This is a genomic window from Paenibacillus sp. CMAA1364 (assembly GCF_054373195.1).
In genome coordinates, this window is sequence record NZ_JBITNB010000033.1 from 17001 (window position 1) to 37303 (window position 20303).

At 39.4% G+C, this 20303-nt stretch carries 24 protein-coding genes; 7 read left to right on the forward strand and 17 right to left on the reverse strand.

Annotated features, from left to right (window positions below; genetic code table 11):
• Positions 1–18 precede the first annotated feature (18 nt).
• From ACH8E3_RS15145 to ACH8E3_RS15155, 3 genes are read right to left on the reverse strand one after another with little or no spacing between them, the layout of a single operon-like run.
• Positions 19–438 (reverse strand): CoA-binding protein, encoded by a 420-nt coding sequence (locus ACH8E3_RS15145; RefSeq protein WP_458633477.1) that lies wholly within the window; start codon positions 436–438, stop codon positions 19–21.
• Positions 439–481: 43 nt separating this feature from the next.
• Positions 482–1771 (reverse strand): 3-phosphoshikimate 1-carboxyvinyltransferase, encoded by a 1290-nt coding sequence (gene aroA / locus ACH8E3_RS15150; protein WP_458633478.1) that lies wholly within the window; start codon positions 1769–1771, stop codon positions 482–484.
• A gap of 57 nt (positions 1772–1828) precedes the next feature.
• Positions 1829–2341, reverse strand: a complete 513-nt coding sequence (locus ACH8E3_RS15155) for a shikimate kinase (RefSeq protein WP_458633479.1) — start codon at positions 2339–2341, stop codon at positions 1829–1831.
• A 210-nt stretch (positions 2342–2551) separates the two neighbouring features.
• Between ACH8E3_RS15155 and ACH8E3_RS15160 the strand changes: the two genes are divergently transcribed.
• Positions 2552–2872 carry a hypothetical protein gene (locus tag ACH8E3_RS15160; protein ID WP_458633480.1) on the forward strand — a complete coding sequence of 107 codons (321 nt, stop codon included), beginning with the start codon at positions 2552–2554 and terminating at the stop codon, positions 2870–2872.
• A gap of 7 nt (positions 2873–2879) precedes the next feature.
• Here ACH8E3_RS15160 and gndA read toward each other — a convergent pair whose 3' ends face one another.
• A complete protein-coding gene (gene gndA, locus ACH8E3_RS15165) occupies positions 2880–4292 on the reverse strand; it encodes an NADP-dependent phosphogluconate dehydrogenase (protein ID WP_458633481.1) in 1413 nt (470 codons plus the stop codon).
• A gap of 173 nt (positions 4293–4465) precedes the next feature.
• Positions 4466–5062, reverse strand: coding sequence for a hypothetical protein (locus ACH8E3_RS15170; RefSeq protein ID WP_458633482.1), 597 nt, complete (start codon positions 5060–5062; stop codon positions 4466–4468).
• Between the two features lie 259 nt (positions 5063–5321).
• Here ACH8E3_RS15170 and ACH8E3_RS15175 point away from each other — a divergent pair, with 259 nt between their 5' ends.
• Complete coding sequence (locus ACH8E3_RS15175; protein WP_458633483.1) at positions 5322–5948, forward strand: YktB family protein; 627 nt, start codon at positions 5322–5324, stop codon at positions 5946–5948.
• Positions 5949–5956: 8 nt separating this feature from the next.
• Here ACH8E3_RS15175 and ACH8E3_RS15180 read toward each other — a convergent pair whose 3' ends face one another.
• The gene (locus tag ACH8E3_RS15180; protein WP_458633484.1) at positions 5957–7261 is read right to left on the reverse strand and encodes an MFS transporter; all 1305 of its coding nucleotides are present in this window, start codon (positions 7259–7261) and stop codon (positions 5957–5959) included.
• A 130-nt stretch (positions 7262–7391) separates the two neighbouring features.
• On the opposite strand from ACH8E3_RS15180, the gene ACH8E3_RS15185 reads away from it, so the two are divergent.
• Positions 7392–8867: an aminotransferase class I/II-fold pyridoxal phosphate-dependent enzyme gene (locus ACH8E3_RS15185; protein ID WP_458633485.1), complete on the forward strand. Its 1476-nt coding sequence runs from the start codon at positions 7392–7394 to the stop codon at positions 8865–8867.
• Between the two features lie 80 nt (positions 8868–8947).
• On the opposite strand, the gene ACH8E3_RS15190 is transcribed toward ACH8E3_RS15185, so the two are convergent.
• Both ACH8E3_RS15190 and ACH8E3_RS15195 read right to left on the reverse strand, forming a co-directional pair.
• Positions 8948–9256, reverse strand: a complete 309-nt coding sequence (locus ACH8E3_RS15190; protein ID WP_458633486.1) for a DUF1292 domain-containing protein — start codon at positions 9254–9256, stop codon at positions 8948–8950.
• Between the two features lie 98 nt (positions 9257–9354).
• A complete protein-coding gene (locus ACH8E3_RS15195; protein ID WP_458633500.1) occupies positions 9355–9909 on the reverse strand; it encodes a copper amine oxidase in 555 nt (184 codons plus the stop codon).
• A 421-nt stretch (positions 9910–10330) separates the two neighbouring features.
• Here ACH8E3_RS15195 and ACH8E3_RS15200 point away from each other — a divergent pair, with 421 nt between their 5' ends.
• Entirely contained in the window at positions 10331–11782 is a 1452-nt protein-coding gene (locus ACH8E3_RS15200) for an IS1182 family transposase (protein ID WP_458633487.1), read from the forward strand.
• Positions 11783–11935: 153 nt separating this feature from the next.
• Here ACH8E3_RS15200 and ACH8E3_RS15205 read toward each other — a convergent pair whose 3' ends face one another.
• Positions 11936–12133 (reverse strand): hypothetical protein, encoded by a 198-nt coding sequence (locus ACH8E3_RS15205; protein WP_458633488.1) that lies wholly within the window; start codon positions 12131–12133, stop codon positions 11936–11938.
• Between the two features lie 175 nt (positions 12134–12308).
• Between ACH8E3_RS15205 and ACH8E3_RS15210 the strand changes: the two genes are divergently transcribed.
• Positions 12309–13031, forward strand: a complete 723-nt coding sequence (locus ACH8E3_RS15210) for an MBL fold metallo-hydrolase (RefSeq protein ID WP_458633489.1) — start codon at positions 12309–12311, stop codon at positions 13029–13031.
• Positions 13032–13089: 58 nt separating this feature from the next.
• On the opposite strand, the gene ACH8E3_RS15215 is transcribed toward ACH8E3_RS15210, so the two are convergent.
• On the reverse strand, positions 13090–13329 hold the full coding sequence (locus tag ACH8E3_RS15215; protein ID WP_458633490.1) for a DUF3892 domain-containing protein: 240 nt from the start codon (positions 13327–13329) through the stop codon (positions 13090–13092).
• 189 nt (positions 13330–13518) lie between these two features.
• Here ACH8E3_RS15215 and ACH8E3_RS15220 point away from each other — a divergent pair, with 189 nt between their 5' ends.
• Positions 13519–14028, forward strand: a complete 510-nt coding sequence (locus ACH8E3_RS15220) for a DUF3231 family protein (RefSeq protein WP_458633491.1) — start codon at positions 13519–13521, stop codon at positions 14026–14028.
• Positions 14029–14709: 681 nt separating this feature from the next.
• On the opposite strand, the gene ACH8E3_RS15225 is transcribed toward ACH8E3_RS15220, so the two are convergent.
• From ACH8E3_RS15225 to ACH8E3_RS15235, 3 genes are all read right to left on the reverse strand, one after another.
• Positions 14710–14922 (reverse strand): helix-turn-helix domain-containing protein, encoded by a 213-nt coding sequence (locus tag ACH8E3_RS15225; RefSeq protein WP_458633492.1) that lies wholly within the window; start codon positions 14920–14922, stop codon positions 14710–14712.
• 336 nt (positions 14923–15258) lie between these two features.
• On the reverse strand, positions 15259–15399 hold the full coding sequence (locus ACH8E3_RS15230; protein ID WP_458633493.1) for a hypothetical protein: 141 nt from the start codon (positions 15397–15399) through the stop codon (positions 15259–15261).
• A 156-nt stretch (positions 15400–15555) separates the two neighbouring features.
• Complete coding sequence (locus ACH8E3_RS15235; RefSeq protein ID WP_458633494.1) at positions 15556–15864, reverse strand: helix-turn-helix domain-containing protein; 309 nt, start codon at positions 15862–15864, stop codon at positions 15556–15558.
• A 1073-nt stretch (positions 15865–16937) separates the two neighbouring features.
• On the opposite strand from ACH8E3_RS15235, the gene ACH8E3_RS15240 reads away from it, so the two are divergent.
• Positions 16938–18008: a beta family protein gene (locus ACH8E3_RS15240; protein ID WP_458633495.1), complete on the forward strand. Its 1071-nt coding sequence runs from the start codon at positions 16938–16940 to the stop codon at positions 18006–18008.
• On the opposite strand, the gene ACH8E3_RS15245 is transcribed toward ACH8E3_RS15240, so the two are convergent.
• The 4 genes from ACH8E3_RS15245 to ACH8E3_RS15260 form a co-directional block, all read right to left on the reverse strand.
• Positions 17977–18552 (reverse strand): sce7726 family protein, encoded by a 576-nt coding sequence (locus ACH8E3_RS15245; RefSeq protein WP_458633496.1) that lies wholly within the window; start codon positions 18550–18552, stop codon positions 17977–17979. The two genes, ACH8E3_RS15240 and ACH8E3_RS15245, sit on opposite strands and share 32 nt — an antisense overlap.
• Positions 18553–18810: 258 nt before the next feature.
• Positions 18811–19014: a holin gene (locus ACH8E3_RS15250; RefSeq protein WP_458633497.1), complete on the reverse strand. Its 204-nt coding sequence runs from the start codon at positions 19012–19014 to the stop codon at positions 18811–18813.
• Between the two features lie 82 nt (positions 19015–19096).
• On the reverse strand, positions 19097–19459 hold the full coding sequence (locus ACH8E3_RS15255; protein ID WP_458633498.1) for a hypothetical protein: 363 nt from the start codon (positions 19457–19459) through the stop codon (positions 19097–19099).
• Complete coding sequence (locus ACH8E3_RS15260; RefSeq protein WP_458633499.1) at positions 19449–19949, reverse strand: transposase; 501 nt, start codon at positions 19947–19949, stop codon at positions 19449–19451. The genes ACH8E3_RS15255 and ACH8E3_RS15260 overlap by 11 nt, the downstream gene beginning before the upstream one ends.
• Between the last annotated feature and the right edge of the window lie 354 nt (positions 19950–20303).

Sequence of the window (20303 nt, forward strand, 5' to 3'; positions counted from 1 at the left end):
ACTATGAATAGAACTCTTTTAGTTAGCCAATGCATCTTCAACCTTAATACAACGATCCATGATCACCGTCAACCCGTTCTCTTGTGCAATCTGTGCAGCTTCATCGCTAATAACACCTTGTTGTAACCAAAGAACATTAGCAGCAATGGCAACTGCATCGCGAGCTACCTCTGCACAGTACTCACTCCGACGAAATACATTCACAATATCGACGTCGTGTGGAATGTCTTGCAGAGAAGCATAACAAGTTTCATTTAGAATTGTCGTTCCACTTGCCGTTGGATTAACAGGAATAATTCGATATCCTTTGTGTTGCATGGCTTGTGCGACCATATATGAAGTGCGATCCGTTTTATCTGATAAGCCGACAATAGCAATATTTCCAGCATTCTTCAATATCTGTGTGATATCTTCACGAGTTGGATTACTAAATGACATGACCATCCCTCATTTCATTTGAATTATATTTCTTAATTTAAGATTAAATCCATTTCACCTTGCCACCTAAAGCTTGTAAGTGATCGAAATATTGTGGATAAGATTTAGCAACATGGTGCGCGTCTTTAATGGTGATTGGTTGTGATGATCTTAAGCCTACTATACTTAAAGCCATAATCACACGATGATCGTAGTGTGCATTAATCTCTACGCCACCTTCGACACCTTCAGGACGACCATGAACAATAATCTCGGCTTGTTTTTCTTCTACACGAGCCCCTGCCTTGCGAAGTTCTGCCAAATAGTCTGTGATTCGATCACATTCTTTATACCTTAGATTCTCTATATTGTAGAATCTTGATGTCCCTTCAGCAAATACAGCTGCAGCAACCATTGCAAGAACAGCATCTGTAGCTGCATCCCCATCAAATTCTATCGCTTTCAATCTACCATTTCCTTTGACATGAACGATATCATTCTTATGTGTTAGATCTACACCCATCATTTGTAATACATCAACGATTGCTCGTTCACCTTGCTTACTGTTGACAGACAATCGCTCTACAATCACATCGGATTGCGTAACCGCTGCTGCCGCCAGAATAGCTGCTGAACCTGGATAATCACCTTGAACCGTATATTCTCTAGCTTGATAATGTTGTCTGCCTGGGATTTGGAATAACATATAGTCTTCTCTTGCATGAATTACAATTCCAGCCTGCTCAAGAACTTCAAGAGTCTGACCTACGACGACTTTAGATTTGAGATCACCCGTAACTTCGATCTCACTATCTTCCTCTAGTAAAGGTGCTACGAACAATAATGAACTCAAATATTGTGAACTCACCTCACCGGATACTTTAATACGACCGCCTCTTGGTTTACCCCCTCTAATGGTTATGGGTAACCTACCGTTATTATGATCTACCTCAACACCTAATTGACGTAGCGCATCAATTAAATCATCATGAGGTCTTTTGCCCAAAGAATCTGGATATGTATTCACAAAGGTAACTTCAGGACTAAGTGCAGCAATTCCCATGAGGAAACGCAATACAGCACCAGCATTGCCAACATTAAGTTCTTTAACATCACTCGGTTGCTTGCCAAACCCTGTAATAATTGCCTTCTCATCATCTTCTATAAGCGTTGCGCCAAGATCCTGAATACAACGTCTCATAGCGTCGCTGTCTTCGCTATGTGCTGGAAAATGTATCGTACTCGTGCCTTCCGCCAATGCAGCTACAAGTAAATAGCGAGTTGTATAGTTCTTAGAAGATAAAGCTCCAATATGTCCACTTAATTCTGGTGTAGGATGAACAATAATATCCACGAATGAGCAGCTCCTTTTATTGTAAATAGATTATATTTTATAATGATGCATTCCTTCTTAAACGCGGTAATTGGATAAAATCAATGGTCCCACTTCTTCAACTGAATATAAAGATGTATTTACAGTATAATCCGCAAAGAGGTATGCATCTCTGCGCTGTTCATGAATTGTTCTGATTCTCTCTTGCGTATTTCCTGCTAACAAAGGTCTCTGCTTATCCCCTTCGACACGTGTAACGATATCCTCTACTTCAGCAGTCAACGCCACTACCCAACCCTGTTGTTTCATTCGCTCACAATTCTCTTGTCGCAGAACAGCTCCGCCGCCTGTAGCAATGACTTGATTGGAACCTAAAAGAACATGGTTTAGCAGAATAGCTTCAAGGTCACGGAAATGAGCTTCACCATAAGTGGTGAATAACGTTGCAATACTCTCACCTTCCTGCGCCACTATCGCTGCATCTAAATCAACCAAGATATATTCAAGATGTTGTGCGAGCCACTTGCCAATTGTAGATTTACCCGTACCCATCATTCCTACCAAAATAATATTGTGCTGTGACTGAGTCAAACTCCCACCCCTTTATTCAAGCATAGCGCTAAATATTCACACAACGTCATGTTACTCATTGCTACATATCATACCACAGGCCTAAAAGTTTCGACAATCATCTATCCATCTCAATTGAGATGATTCTAATTATAATAGAGTCACATATACTAGATTCAAGATACGTTATAAATCAAACATACTCATAACTTCAAGGAGTGATTGGATACGATGCAACAATCTCGTTGTTCTATTAATGATAGTAATAAACACTTACAACAAATATGTGATATTCACTATACGTTACGTCGTGAAGATATTCTATGGGTACTTCATTATGTACAACAAAAATTGGCTCAGGGTGAGCCAGCATTGCTGGATCTCCCTAAGCCACGTTTACTACGTAATTTCAAATATTTCAGCAAGATCAGCCTATTACTTCTCAGTCATACGGGTACAAGCTATCTTGAACAAGAAGAAGTTCGTACCTATCTCAGAGAAGCATTATATGGATTGATACCGCTATGTTATTCAGAATCCAATTCAAGTTAACGAAATCCTACTCATTCATCCAATCAAAATGGAAGCTACCTTCTTTATCCACACGTTTGAATGTATGTGCACCGAAATAATCGCGTTGAGCTTGAAGCAAGTTAGCAGGCAATCTCTCCGTACGATAGCTATCATAATAAGCTAGGGCACTTGAGAATCCAGGTACAGGAACACCTTGTGTTACTGCAGCTGAAATTGTCTGACGCCATGCACCTTGATAATTCTCAAGAATATCTTTGAAGAATGGATCCAGCAATAAATTCTTCAAGTCTGCATTCTTCTCGTAAGCATCTGTAATATTCTGCAAGAATCTTGAGCGAATAATACATCCACCGCGCCAAATCTTAGCAAGGTTACCATATTGGAGGTTCCATCCATACTCATCAGAAGCAACACGTAGTTGTGCAAAACCTTGGGCATACGATACAATTTTACTTGTGAACAAAGCTTTACGCACATTTTCGATGAACTCAGCTTTATCCCCTTCGAATGGTTTCGTTGTAGGTCCATTAAGGATCTTACTAGCTTCTACACGTTCTTCTTTCATCGCTGACAAGAATCGTGAGAATACGGATTCGGTAATCATGGATAATGGCACACCAAGATCTAGTGAACTTTGGCTCGTCCATTTACCAGTACCTTTTTGTCCAGCAGAATCCAGGATAACATCAACCATAGGCTTACCTGTCTCGGAATCATATTTAGAGAATATATCAGCTGTGATCTCGATCAGATAACTATCTAATTCGCCTTTATTCCACTCTGTGAATATTTCATGGATTTCTTTAGCATCTAGATGAAGAACATCCTTCAAGAGTTGATAAGCTTCACAAATGAGCTGCATGTCACCATACTCGATACCATTGTGTACCATCTTAACGTAATGTCCGGCACCATCGGGTCCAATATATGTACTACAAGCTTCGCCATCAATCTTAGCTGAAATTGATGTTAGGATCGGCTCAACTAATTGATAAGCACTCTCTTGACCACCAGGCATAATAGAAGGCCCCTTCAATGCGCCTTCTTCTCCACCAGAGACACCCGCTCCAATGAATCGGAATCCTTTATCTTCAAGGTCCTTACTACGACGAACAGTGTCAGGGAAGTACGCATTACCACCATCGATGATAATGTCTCCTTGATCAAGATAAGGTAGCAATTGTTCAATCGTCGCGTCCGTAGCTTTACCAGCTTGTACCATAATTAGTATCTTGCGAGGTATTTCAAGGGATGCCACAAACTCTTCTACGCTGAATGCACCGCTTACGTTCTTACCTTCAGCTTCTTTTAGAAGATCATGCGTTTTCTCTGGAGAGCGATTATAAACTGAGACTGAAAAGCCTCTACTCTCAATATTTAGAGCCAAATTCTTACCCATTACAGCAAGTCCAATGACCCCTATCTGTTGTTTTGCCATCTGGTTCCTCATCCTTTGCTCTATTTATTATACGGCATTTATACTCATTCTATATCTTAACGTTTTTACTTCAATAAGTGAACCCCTCTTGCTTATTTTAGACACAGAAAACACCTCACAGCTACCAGAGGTGTTCATGCTGAGTATCTATTCATTATTCACAAAAGTCGAAATCACCATTCAAGCGTAGTTAATTCTCTGCTAATTTCACTAAGTCGTTCTTTGCACACTTCTATCTTCTGCGTATCATTTTCCTTCATCGCTTCGTATAACTTCTCTAATTCATCATCCATTTCCATGCGTTGTAATTGTAATCGCAGATCGCCTTCACTAGAATAATACATCTCGTTCATCTCACGTTCGCTAAATGAATCTCCCTTTTGGTATAGCACACGTTGCTCATAACCAGATATCTCAACTAAACGAATCACTTCACCAAACAGTATATTCTCGATAAGAATCTGTCTGTCTTTAAATCGTTTTACAACGGCATGGCCTCTTGTATCCCCAATTAATTTCTCGATCCAATCGGAGAGCTTCGCATCACGAATAACATAATCTCCTACCATTTTATAACCGCTACGTGTCTTTAGAAAACGCAGTTTAACTAATTTGCGTCCGGTTCTTATGGAGATAATAAATATAGTTTCATTCTCACTCCAATAAAGGGAATAGCCTTCTTGAATTAAATCTTTAATTAAATCTTGGATATGTCGTCGATTGAAACGGAGTTCCAGATTACAGTACTCCACATCACAGTTCTTATTCACGGCACTCCCTCCTAAATTGGATAAAAATATCCCTCCGATATCATTAAGGTTACGAACACAGTTTAATTTTCTGCTTGATCTATTTTATACTTTATCTTATGTAATGGTAACTTGGTTTATTGACTATTTTTACCCTTAATAATTCTACATTAAACATAAATACCTAAATGTGAAGAAAGTGAGTCACTGCATCCCACATATATACGGTATGTTATACTGTTGAAATACCCATTCATCATAGTGTACAGGAGGAAATACCATGTCATTCACAGAATTTACGAAACAAGACTTCGATGTTTTTAGCGTGCCAGGCCTAGAGCATCGTATGGAGGCACTAATAGAGAATGTTCGCCCCAAACTTACAATTATCGGTCAGGAAACTGCGCCGTTCTTATCTGCTATCTGTGGGGAAGAGATGTTCCCACATGTTGCCAAGCATGCTCGCCGCAAGGTGAATCCACCAAACGATACGTGGGTAGCCTTTGCAGCTAATAAACGAGGATATAAAGCTTTACCTCATTTTCAAGTAGGCATGTTTGGTACTCACCTATTCATCATCTTTGCTGTGATTTATGAAAGCCCTAATAAAATTCAGTTTGCACTGCAGCTTCATAAGCAAACAGCAAAGATTCATAAATCGGTACCTAGTCATTATTACTGGTCTATGGATCATATGAACCCGGAAGGAACACTGCACTCAGATGTTAGTCAAGATGATCTCCAAATGATGGGCAATAAATTATCTACTATAAAGAAGGCTGAAATCATGTGCGGATTACGAATTAACCAAGATGATCCTATTCTGCAGCATGGTGAAGAACTGCAAGCACTTATTCATAACACATTCGAACAACTCTTACCGCTGTATAGAATGTCTTTTGCATAGTATATTATCTATTTCATAGCCATTAGCCCTGGACGGGATCTGCGTGTCAGTAATAAATGAACAACAAATAATAGAGCCATGACAAGACTACTTGCTATAAAAGGGGCCTCGTGCCCCAATACATCCCATAATTTACCCGAAACCAATGGTCCTACTACCATTCCTGATCCTTGAAGTGTTAAGAAGAATCCCCAAATGGCTCCTCTTTCCCCCTTAGGTACTAAATGAGATACATACGTATTCCAGCCAGGCAGAATAAATGCATAACTTATCCCAATTAGAGCTACCATGATGAACACTAAGATGACGGAATGAACCATAGAGAACACAAATATCGATATCGTTGCAAGAATAAACCCAGTATGCAAGAAAGCTGCTGTTCCGTAACGATCTATTAATTTGCCACAAGGAATAAGGGCAACCACCGTAATTCCCCCACCAGCGATCAATAGTAAACTATACATATTAGGTGTAAATCCCAATTCGCTTTGAACATACAGTGTAATGACTGGGGTTAATATTCCAATCACAAAAGACTGTAAGAACAATGCTGGATAGATAAGCCAGCTTACGTTGAGCGAATGTTTCACTTCGTAAATCGTATGCTTGACACTCATTACCAGCTGTTTCACTTTATGCATTACTAATCGGATCACATTGGTGTGGGCAATTTCTTGCGCTTTTTTACGCGATTCTATACTTATCGTCTTGCCAGGTAGAAGTAATGCCACTAGAACAAGAATGATGCCACTTCCTATAAGCACCAAAAAAGAAGTATGATAATTAGAATTCGTCCATTGCATCATGAAATTCATAGCAATAGGTCCCAACCCTATGCCTAATAAAGAGGCTGTCTCAAGCGCACCGATTGCCGTGCCATTGCTATTATTCGGACCTGACACTTCTGTAGCACCCATCATGGCACAAGGCCACAGTGGAGATGTTCCTATCCCTAGAATTAAACATGCTATAGCAATCCAGATTGGAGCAGAGGTGAATGCTATAATGACAACCGCAATCACAGTCATCATTAGTGCACCTGACATCGTCTTGCGGTAACCCAATCGTTCTGCTAGCCAGCCAAAAGGACTTCTAAATAGATTATCACCTACATATTGCAATGAGAAGGCAATCCCTACACTCCATGCTGTTAATCCTAAAGCGTTCTTCATATATATGGGTAATATAGCTACAAGTAAAGATCCTTTGAGAAATTCCACTAGGAAAATAATAATCAGAAGTTCCACAAAAAACGGAGTCCTTAATTGATTATTAGCAACTCTTTTAGAACGTGATGATGTTAATTCAGTCATGGTGGCTCCTCTCAACATATAGAATAACTTCGAAATTTACACTTGTTTCATATAACAAAAGCTTGCATTCCCTCCCCGATTTGTTATACTCATCCTTGTATTTTATTTGAAGGAAGGGTGTGAAATTTCCATGGATCATAGCAAAACACCGTTGTTTACAGCGCTTAAGAATCATGCTGCTACTAACCCCGTTCAATTTCATATTCCTGGACATAAGAAAGGTCGAGGATCTGATGACGAATTCAAACAATTTATTGGGGAAAATGCCCTTTCCATAGACTTAATTAACATTGCTCCATTGGACGATTTACATCAACCTACTGGTGTTATTGAAGAAGCACAAGCCTTAGCAGCTGATGCCTTTGGTGCTGATTATACCTATTTTAGTGTACAAGGTACAAGTGGTGCAATTATGACGATGATTCTATCCACTTGTTCGCCAGGAGATAAGATTATTATTCCCAGAAACATTCATAAATCCATCATGTCAGCGATCGTATTTTCTGGAGCAAAACCAGTGTTTGTATCCCCAGCTCGCGATGAGAATTTAGGGATTGACCACGGAATTACAACAACTTCTGTAAAAAGAGCATTGGACAGGCATCCTGATGCCAAAGCCGTATTAGTCATCAATCCAACGTATTTCGGATTATGTGCAGACCTAAAGGAAATTGTTGAGTTGGCTCATAGTCGCAATATCCCTGTTCTAGTCGATGAGGCACATGGTGTGTTAATTCATTTCCATGAGGATCTTCCAATCTCTGCTATGGAAGCCGGTGCAGACATGTCTGCTACCAGTGTTCATAAGTTAGGTGGCTCAATGACGCAAAGTTCCGTTCTAAATCTAAACGTCAAGAATGGCTTTGTAAATGCACACCGAGTTCAGACCATATTCAGTATGTTAACAACGACTTCAACTTCTTATATACTACTATCCTCGCTAGATACATCACGACGTAACCTAGCATTACATGGACACGCTATAGCACAGAAAGCTATTGAACTTGCCCAATATGCGCGAAAAGAAATTAATCAGATGGATGGACTTTATTGCTTCGGAGAAGAGATTCTTGGTGGGGAAGCTACTCATGATCTTGATCCTACGAAACTGACGATCCATGTTCGTCATCTTGGCATTACTGGTTACGAAACTGAGAATTGGTTACGGGAGAATTACAACCTAGAAGTTGAGTTAAGTGATATGTATAACATTCTCTGTCTAGTTACACCAGGTGATAAAGAAGATACTATTGAAATTCTTTTATCAGCTTTGCGTACATTGTCAGATACCTACTACGTAGAGAACCAAGCCTATGAATTAGTAATTAAAATTCCTGAGATTCCTCTTCTCTCCATCAATCCAAGAGAAGCATTCTATGGAGATACAGAGGTTATTCCATTCAAAGAATCAGCTGACCGTATTATTGCTGAATTTATTTATGTGTATCCACCAGGTATTCCTATTCTTCTACCAGGTGAAGTCATCTCGCAAGATAATATCGATTACATTATTGATCATATTGAAGTTGGTTTACCTGTAAAAGGGCCAGAAGATCGTTATATTCACAATATTAAAGTTATCGTGGAGACCGATGCTATTTTTTAAACAAATGAATCTTAAACTAAACATAGAAGAAGCTCCATACCTTGTGGGTACGGAGCTTCTTCTATCTAGATGACTATCATCTATTCTTGCTGTGCAACAAGCTTATTATAAACTTCCTCCACAGATTTCCATTCCTCTTCATCCTCGATGTTATAAAGAACCATTTCCTCGTCCTCTTCTTCCATACGTAAGATTATGCCGTCTGCTTCAGGGTTATTACGTTCAAGTAAAAGAGCATATGCCTTATCGCCAACATCGAAAGTTTCTACTAGAACCATTTCTATATCTGTTCCATTCTCATCCGTCAACGTTAGGACCAATTCATCCTCTTCACCATGCTCATGATCGCATCCACAATCTTCTCCGTGTTCATGCTTGTGATCGCTCATTTTAACACCTCACTTCAAGTTGATTTCTTATCCTAATGTATAGTACCATGTAAGACAAATCCGGTCAATTCTGCCCATTGCACATCTTACGTCTGTGTCTAGTTGAACGCAGTAATTACCTTTTGCGAGACCATTTCATAGTCAGAATTCTTGGAATACTTGATATAGAATCCGATCGTGTACTTCCCAGCATTCTTGAAATCATATGTAAAATCATTGGTCCGGAACCAGAAGTTATCCTTCTGATCATTATCTAGATCCTGTGATTGAATATCCTTCGTAGCACCTTCAGGATCTGTTATCGCTACCTTCACGGATACAACATTCTCTGTTAAATTATCCACTTGACTAAATACGTTAAATTTCAATTTACCTTTATTGACATTCCCGAATACGGTATCTCCCTTAAACAAGAAGATATGTACATTAGGCTTTATGATTTTAATTTGATTGTTATTACGGTACCAACTCACATGACCGTCAAACGCGCGAATAGGGATATACGCCCTACCTTCAATTAGAAACCCACTATCTTGAACTTCCTGTCCGTTGACCCAAAATCGAACCTTCTCGTTCCCAGAATCGGCAAATAGCAATGACCCGCCCATGAGAGACATGACAATCGTACTCACAATTACCTTTTTCCACCTCATCATTCAACTCTCCCTTCCAACCTATTCCATTCATGATGTTATACTTATATATACACGTAATCACCATGCAAGTTGCGGTCAAAAGGATGATTCTTCTAAAAAAACCTACAGAAGAATTTCGAGGGCACTGAAAAAGTCCACACATTGTGTAGGATGCCGCTACGATAACGGATTGTCCTTCCGCTCGCTGTTGCCCTCCGATTTCTTGATTATATACCGCCTCAGCGGTTGAAATCAGAGGGCAAAGGCGAACGCTTACGCTTCTCCAGGACAATTCCGTCTTCTTCGCTGCTTCGAACAGTATCCTTCGTCTTCTGCAAGTATCAATTTTGGTTTATAGGCATCTTTTGCACGATATACTCGTGCAAAAGATGCCTGTTTTTCATATAATAAAGGTATCAAATTCAGGCGGGTGTTCACGATGATTCCAAACCAACAATCTCTTAACCTCAGTCCATACATAGCCATTTACGATATCGTCGTACCTAAAGATAATATGTTACGTCAAATCAATGATCTCGTAGATTTTTCATTTGTTCATGAAGAATTGCAGAATAAATATTGTCTCGATAACGGTCGCAACGCAGTGCCACCCATTCGTATGTTCAAATATTTGTTATTGAAATCCATTTTTGATGTATCCGATGTGGATGTCGTAGAACGATCGAAATATGATTTGTCTTTCAAATATTTCTTAGATATGGCGCCGGAAGATGGCGTCATCAATTCGAGTTCTTTAACGAAGTTTCGCAAACTTCGTTTGAAAGACGTAAACCTACTAGACATGCTTATTCATAAAACAGTAGAAATCGCATTGGAAAAAGAAATCATAAAAAGCAGCGCGATTATTGTAGACGCCACACATTCAAAAGCACGTTACAATCAAAAATCTCCTAAAGAGATTTTAATGGAAAAGTCTAAACTGCTACGAAAAGCCGTTTATCAAATCGATGAAAAGATGAAGGATAAATTCCCATCAAAAACAACAACAAACCAATTAGAAGATGAACTAGAGTATTGCCGAAAAGTCATTCATGCAGTGGAACAAGAAGAAGCGATTCGTGAATACCCAAAAGTAAAAGAAAAGCTTAACTATTTAAAAGAAATCGTAGAAGATCACGAAGAGCATCTTCCATTTGCAAATGACCCCGATGCACGTGTCGGTCACAAAACAGCTGACACTTCTTTCTTTGGCTATAAAACACATCTTGCGATGAATGAAGAACGTATCATTACAGCTGCAGTGATCACGACAGGTGAAAAAAGTGATGGGAAACAACTTCAAACACTCATTGAGAAAAGCCGCGAAACCGGTATGGAAATTGATACCGTCATTGGAGATACAGCCTATTCTGAGAAAGATAATATTCAATATGCCAAACAAAATGAATTACAACTAGTTTCAAAATTACACCCGCTGATTACTCAAGGAACTCGAAAAAAAGAAGATGAATTTGAGTTTAATAAAGATGCGGGGATGTACGTTTGTAAAGCTGGACATATGGCGATTCGCAGGGCTCGTCAAGGTAAGAAAAATAGAGGGAAAAATCAAACAGATACGTATCACTTTGATATTGAAAAGTGTAAGCAATGTCCCTTGAAAGAAGGTTGTTATAAAGAAGGGGCAAAATCAAAAACCTATTCGGTCAGCATCAGATCAACAGAACATAGTGATCAGCAAGCATTCCAAGAAGGTGAATACTTCAAAGAAAAGGCAAAAGAGCGCTATAAAATTGAAGCCAAAAACAGCGAATTAAAACATAGACATGGGTATGATGTTGCATCTTCCTCAGGTCTCATTGGCATGCAAATGCAAGGGGCAATGACCATATTCGCTGTCAATCTCAAGAGAATATTGACTCTTATGAAGTGAAAGAGATAGAGCAGAACATAAATGAAGGCGATTTTCCATTCGATTCTGAATGAAAAGTCGCCTTCATTTATTTGAATTTATTTTAAAAATTTAATAACATAAGTTTTTCAGTGCCCTCAAGAATTTCTTGTAGGTTTTTTATTTCAAATTTGTTTACTTACTCCATTTGGTTAGTATACAAGGAATACCTTTTCCTATGGCACCAGGTACTCTCATTCGTTCTCTATATCGAATTCCGTCTACACAAGGTGTCTTACAGACCTCACACACTTGAGATGTCACAATTTTCATACCTTTTGCGATCTTTTCACCATTATGTTGCACTGGTTTCTTGCCTTTGGATTTAACCATCCTTGCACCTCATTTCCAGTTGTATAAACATACTGTATTGTATGAGGGATCTGCCCAAGGGGAACTCTAGACTCGCGATCTTGGAGAAATAACTTTTGTGTTCGTAAATAAATGAATGATATAGTAATGCTACATTTCATTAAGGAGGTTATCGATCATCGGAATTCAATTCGAAATGTTAGGCACCGGTAGTGCCTTTGCTAAGAAATATTACAATAACAATGCCTTATTCTATGATGATCAATTCACTCTTCTTGTGGATTGTGGTCACACCGCTCCACATGCGCTACACCAGCTCAACAAATCCTTTGATGATATTAATGCCGTATTGATCACTCATATTCACGCGGATCATGTCGGCGGACTAGAAGAATTAGCATTCAAGATGAAATATCTTTACAACCGTAAAATGATTCTTTATATTGCAAGTGATCTCGTTGAACCTTTATGGGAAAATTCTTTAAAGGGTGGGTGTTATCAGCAAGGAGAGATCCACTCATTAGAAGACCTTTTCGACGTTCGAACACTACAACCATTACAAGCTTATCGTATATCTGACAATATAACGGTTGAACTTATGCCTACGAAACATATCCCTGGGAAAGCAAGTTTCTCTATATATATGAATAACAGCCTTTTTTATAGTGCTGACATGACGTTTGATCCTACTCTGCTTCAATCTCTTGTTCAAGAACGAGGGTGCACAACGATCCTTCATGAGTGCCAATTACAAGGTGTAGGCGAAGTTCATACAACGCTTCAAGAACTTTTAACACTACCCAACGAAATTCAACAGATGATTTATTTAATGCATTATGGAGACGAGTTAGATGATTACTATTCGCATGCTGGAGAAATGATCTTCCTAGAGCAGCATCTTATGTATGAGTTACCCTAAAAAAGAAGCCAGCTACAGTCCCATTCGGGAGTCTATAGCTGACTTTTTGCATTAGAACCTATTCAAAAGTTGGTAGCTGATCTAGATTGTTAGAAGGATCTCCATCCGCATCTCCACGAATGTACAGTCCACCGTCTTTTCCTTTAAATATATTCACACCCGCTATGGCACCTGTATTCACTTCCTGAAGCGCTTGTTCATAACCCAACACACGACCCGATGATGTCTGAAATGCTGTTAGATCTCCATCTCCATTCTTCTGTACGGCAACAAATTGCTCACGTCCTGAACTTTCCATAGCGATCACTCCATTTTTTCTAATTAATTATAGGGCATTTATTTATAGTCCCCAAGAGGTTGTCATTTCATGTGTAATGGGATTAACCATATGACTATCACTATGAATGCAGATCATTCTTACATCATTTATTTTTTTTGGGGATAATACTATTTGTAAAAAAAATTATGAAAAGAAGGTGCAAAATTAATGGGTATTTTAAACGGTAATCCAAAAGACGAACCAATGCATTATGGTGAAATTTTTACTGTATGGAGTTGCTCTATGGTTGCCAGAGGCGCTGTATCATGCTACCAAGCATTTTTAAACCACGCTGGTGACAAAGAGCTTAAAAAGATATTAAACGATCTTATTGATCAAGCAAAGCTGGAGATGAAAGAATGCGATCAATTACTTACTGAGAACGGGTTTTCTCCCGCACCAATCATGCCTGAAAGACCATCCGTAAAACTTGAAGATATCCCTGCGGGCGCAAGATTTACGGATCCTGAAATAGCTGCTAAAATTGGCGCAGATGCTGCTATCGGACTGGTTGCTTGTAGCCAAGCTATGGCTCAATCAATTAGAGTGGATGTTGGTGCTTTATTCGCTAAATACCATCTCGCTACAGCAGCTTTGGGAGTTAAAATCCTTGAAATTAGCAAAGAAAAAGGTTGGATAATCCCTCCTCCCCTTCAAGTGAAGCGACCTGAATCATAAGCTTCAATGAAATTTACAGTCCTGCTCAATGAGCAGGATTTCTTTGTTTAGATTTTGCACGCTATATTTGAGTCATGATCGCAACATCTGTTTCTGAGGAGACGCGGTTGCTCGTTCCTGTTCGGCAGTGTGACTTCCTCTTTTATCGCCCCTTTGTGGTTATATATTTGGTATAATCAAACCGAGGTGAAAATGATGAATGGTAAAGTATTTGTTATTATAATGGTTATTGTTTTGCTGATCATTGGCGCTTGCTCTATATTCGTAGCGGAAATTATTAGTTCTCCTGACTTCGGCCGTCCTAATAATATTTAGAATATGAATCATATATATTAATCCACCCTTTTTTCAGGTGAAGAAATGATAACAATAACTAGAATCCATAAAACAAGAAAAACCCTTGATACACAAGGGTTCTCGCTGATGATCTGTACTGGATTCGAACCAGTGACCCCTACCCTGTCAAGGTGGGTTGGTACTTATAATTTAGTTATGTGAAATGGAAACAAACCTTGTATACATAGGCTTTTCGGACTTCACTTATATTCTTTTATTCCTGTTTAGTATGTTTTTACGGCAAGTTTTGCGGCACTTTTGCGGCAATGGAATCACACTGATCATTCTAAATTTATATAAGGCAACACGGACACTATACTTATCCAGCTGCTATATCCTATTACCTTACTCGTTGGCTTGTACCCCTATCCTATTTAGCCAGATCAGCATATCTGCTTTATGGATTTTACGAGAAGCTCCGATAGTGAAGCTCTTAATTTCTTTACACTGACAAAACTCATATATTCTCTGCCGTGAAATGCCAACATAGTCAGCCACATGTTGTGGAGTAAGAATATCCGGAAGCTGATCAAGGTTTAAAATTTTAGATCGTCCCACAGTTAGTCCTCCTTTCTATTTTCAGTTCACGCCCCACCCGATCGGATAGCCAAGTCTTTCACGATTACGACATAACCCTCGATCAACTTCTTATATTCTGCAATCACATCCGTGAACTAGATTGCGGCAATGATTTAAGGGTGCACCATTTCGTGCAGACCTCTTTCGTTCGTATAATCTTACTGCTCAAAATTGAGCCGTGAGAATTCTCTCAACTTAAATCATTTTGATGTAGGTTGAGAGAATTCCGTTTTTCCTGCCAGTATACACTGGGAATCGTAGTTAAAGGTTTGAAGTTTGTTCATTTTATTACCTCAGAGCAGTATATCCAAAACCTTACTTATTGGATTGTCCATTCTGCTCTTGTTCCCGCCGAAGTAGTTCCTTCAAGACGATCTGAGACCACAAATTGATAAGACGTTCCGGTTCTGGATGAGGGATAGTCTCAACTGTGACCGTTATTTGCGCTTTCTTCATATATTGCTCTCCTTTCTCAGTCGAAATCTATGGGAATTAAGTGAATATCCGTGGTTCCACAAATAGCTGAATACCTTCACTCCAGGATCATCTTGAATTTCATAGCGCTCAATTGACCCTTGCTGCTATCATCAGCTACTAGATCGGTTACTTTACTCATTGGCTTGTACCTCTCTCAGATCGATAGTTCCGATCTTCCTCTTCACGTTTCCAACGCTCCAGGCTAACCGTACTGAATAGGTATCTTGGATTTTTACTCCCGTCTGCTCCGTGAGTACGATGGGGAACACGTTTATCTGAGCAAAGTCTACGTAATGTATAAGATGACATTTGCAAATACGTACAAGCTTCAGTAAAAGTTAAATTCCTATCAGATTCAGCCGATAGTCGATCCATGATCCGTTTCTCAGCCGCTGCCACATGGACAGCCACTATATCTGCAATCGCTTGTTCAAGAGCTGTCATACGATTCCCCTTCCATATCTTCAATATAGATTACTCAACCTTAACAATACTTAACAACCTGCAATCCCATCTCTGATGCTATAACCCGTTCTACACGCTACTTGTATTGCAACGAATATCGCAACGCAACTTTGCATTCATGAATCCCCTTACCCGGTTTATCGTCCACAATTTAAAAATGATTAATTAAGTCTCTCTTTAGCATTGTGTCCCTTTTAGGGGCTCCGAAAACTCCGAAATCAAAGATTCTGACAAAGTAAATGGGCTATCTTATGAAGAGATTAGCATTTATTGATAAAGTAGAATGGTAACAGATAGTATAGCAGTAGCGGGAAAATACTAAATTTCCGTGTGGGAAACATGAGTTTGTTGATAGAACGAAAGGAATTTTTGAAGTGGTGGAGTGAAACGACCATCAAGGATAGACAAAATTACTCAAGTAGATGGAAAGGAGAATAACCAGCCACTTATCTTGAATCTTCCAAAAGAAACCCTAACGCCTTACTTGGAGGACTAATACACAGAATGTGCGTTGACACACCCTTTAACCAAAAGAAGTCAATAGGAAATAGATAGTTGTCATTAGATTCAGCCGTTTGATATAAAATTAAGAATCATGACTGATGAACATAAAAAAGGAACTACATATACCTGCAGCAAACAATCAGCGGGTTGCTATAAAGCTTGCTCGTGAAGTAATTATAAGCGGGCGCGCGTGAAGGTGAGGATAATAGAAAGTCCTCAGTGGGTACATATGAAGATATAGAGCATGTGTCACGAGTGATAAATGTTTCAGTAATTATCTTGCGGGGCCTAAACTTATTTTATATTAGGAGGTGAACCTTAAAGTGGGATTATGTTGAGTTTAGAAATAGATAAAAGTTCTGTTAACTTTAGGTCTCAAACTACTACCGTTAAATGTTTTGGATTCAACAAAACACTTCCAAATTATTAATAATTGTATGTATAGTTCCATATATCGCCAACTTGCGACTTTTGATATATATAATCATAAGTACATAAGTCCTAAAAAAGTCACTTCATCCGATGAAGAATTATAGGAGGTAAGTAAAATGATAGACTATGTACCTATTTTAAAATGGAAACAAGGGGAACAAAAAGCATTAGAAGAATTAAGTATAAATGTAAAACAAGCAATTATTCCACTGTTGGAGATCCCTCCAATTGATTGGGATTTTGAAAATGAAGTTCCCAAGAAATCAATTGATGAGCATCTTTCTAAGATTGGAGATACACTTACAAGATCGTGGGGATTGGACAATCCAATCTTCATAGATTTAAATTTCATTGATACTAGCGACTATTTATCAAATGGACAACATCCACTAAATTTCGTCCTACAAGAAGCTCGTAATCGAGGAGTAAATGTTATTCCAGTCACAAGCTTCTCCCGTGAGTTGACCTACCAAAGTGAAGTAATGTCTGCACATCAACAAGATGGAAACGGCATTTGTTTTCGTCTTAAGGAAGAAGACTTTAGTGATTTACAAAACAATATCGATTTACTACTTTCACAACTGTCAGTAGAACCTTCTGAAGTTGACTTGATTCTAGATTATGAATATTCAAATCCTGACCAACAGAACAGAACAGTTCTATTTCTAACCGGTGTCCTCAATTCTATTCCCTACTTAGGCCAATGGCGAAGAGTAGTATTGTGTGGCACTGCCTTTCCAAGTGATCTATCATCGGTGGTCGCTAATTCAATAGATCAAATTGAGAGAACAGAATGGATTATTTGGAAAAGACTTATTCACTCAGGTACAGTAAAAAGAATCCTTTCTTATGGTGACTACGGAATATCAAATCCAGTACCATTTGAAGCGGATCCCAGGTTTATAAATATGAGTGCTAATATCCGTTACACAGGTGACAACAAATATATTATCTTCAAAGGTCGCACGATTAAAAGATATGGTGGAGCCCAATATCATCAATTAGCCGCTCAAGTAATATCACACTTGGAATACTCTGGCTCAACTTTCAGTGCTGGTGACCATTATATTCAGCAAGTAGCCAATAACGATGACGGTCCCGGAAATGCAACCAACTGGCGCAAATCCGGGACCAACCATCATATCGTTTATGTTGTTACTGAACTCGCCAACCTGATCTTGCCTTAAGACTCTTCCGCACTTCATACTGTAGTTCTATTAGAGGCAATTCATTAGCTAGTGCTTCCCATAAAACCTGACGTGGCTTGCTTAGTAAACCCCTTTGCAAGCCTTTCTCTTTTAAGATCGATATAGCTTCATCCCGCCATAAAAGTTGTGACACAGAAAAAGCGTCAACATTTAAATTCTGCTGAGGTTCCCTCAATCCAAATAAATGAACTACCCCATCCTCTTCCTTCTCAGCCTGCGTTATCCCCCACCAATCGGGGATAATATCCATAATTCCATCAATAAATTTAGATGCGGTCAAAATAGTAACACTGTCAAAAACTTTATTATAAAACTCACACTGTGCTGGAAGCCTTATAAGGGTATCACTTTCGCTTTTTATCTCGTATCCACTTATAGCTCCATTCACAACAGCTACATCAATTCGGGCATCTCCCTGGCAAAGAGCTAGCTCATCAACAATTAATGTGTCTAGCTCAAACTCATGTTCCTTATTTAACATGTGATGGAGAGATGTACGAATATCTATATCCTTTGTTTTCATCAACTCACACCCCAAAATAATTATGTTGTGACACAGAAAAGGGACCATCTCATTTATATGATTAGGTAACTATAGAATCTCTTAGAGTTATTCTAGCACATACGACAATAATAATTCCATAGCATTATTGAGCATGTGTCCCACACCAAGGACCACATTGTAGTTCTATCTTAGTGATATTTCACGAAAATCCCTTCAATCGAAGTCAGCAGGGCATATTCCCAAGCCCTTGCGAATTTACTCCCTCGTCGGTCCCGATCATTTATTAAACGCCAACTCAAACAGTCCAGTTGCAAACAGCCCAGCCAATCTCCCATCCCTCAATCTAAGCGTCAGGACGAGATCCGTGAATGGATACGCTACTAGACCAACGATCAGTCCAACCAACAACCTAATCAGAGGTAACACATTCTTAGGCAGGTTGGCCCTACTCTTGGCTAACTGGACCCCCAACGACAGCATGGATCTTGTCTCAGCTATCGTTCATCATGGTCTTGATACTTACATCACCACGTTGGATCTTAACTTGAGGGAATATATCACTTTACACAATGACATTAGGGTCTGCCTTAACGGTACTAATACCATTACGAACCGCTTTACTGAATGTAGTGGACAGAGTCTCGTTGTATGAACCTGTCATGATCTTAGCTGATTGGTCTTGTCCAAATACCCATTGTGCAAGCATGGACGCTGTACGACTCTTACCGTGGCGTGGCGGCTCATTAACGATCAAAATATCATCGCCTGACTCATAAAACTCTTGCATCTCATCGCATAGGTCAATCAGGTATTGCCTTTCGGATTTATAGAAATCAGGTGCCATAGCCTGACAAAAAGAAAAGAACTCGCGGTTAGCAAGTTCGATTCGGGCATACTTTTTGATTGTTTCGATATCAACCATCACGGATCAACTTCCTGAGATCGTCCGTTGTAAGATCCTTGAGAGGGTTATTAACTTCAATCCCACCACTATGCTGAATATCCTGCTTGTCTCGCCACTTATCAGGACGACGATTCTTAAGCCAGAATATCTGTGCAGTAACGTCTGGCTGCACCTCTTTAGTGACTCGCTTAGTCTCGACCATGACGTTAACCCATTCACCGGTCTCAGGATTCAGCACCTTATCAGATTCTTTGGTCACCTCATCGAACTGATAACCGATAGCACGATTGAACAGCGAATTCTCGACCATCACGTCAGCTACTTCCTGTCCCTTTTTTAAGGCAGCCGATAAAGCCGATTGTTGACCTTTATAGATCTTAAAAGTGGAATATGCTACACCCAACTTTGCCGCTATCTGCTCCATGGTTAATCCGTCTCTAGCCCAAGCTGCGATAAGCAGAAGTTTGGGTTCTACATGTGTATGATACTTAGTCTTCCGTCCTCCTGCCAATGCGATCAACTCCCTTCATGACAATCAATTTATCTTGTGGTATAATTATCCTATTCTTCTGGGAGGAGGAATGCCGGATGATCTTTGAATTTTGGCGCTGGAAAGTTGTCATAATCATTATCCGGGTCGAAAAATAATACTCATTTCGACCCCCAGGCTCAAAGGAAAGTGCAACCAGCACTTCCCCTACGAAGGTGCGTGGATTGAAATTACGCATCTTGCGACTGAAGCAGTCGCAGCCTCGGGGTCGATAAGAATAAAAAATATTAAAACATAAAAAGCTAATCTGTGCCGAATGCTAAAATGTACCCTATAGAATAGACACTTTAAAAAAGTCTACTCTATAGGGTATTT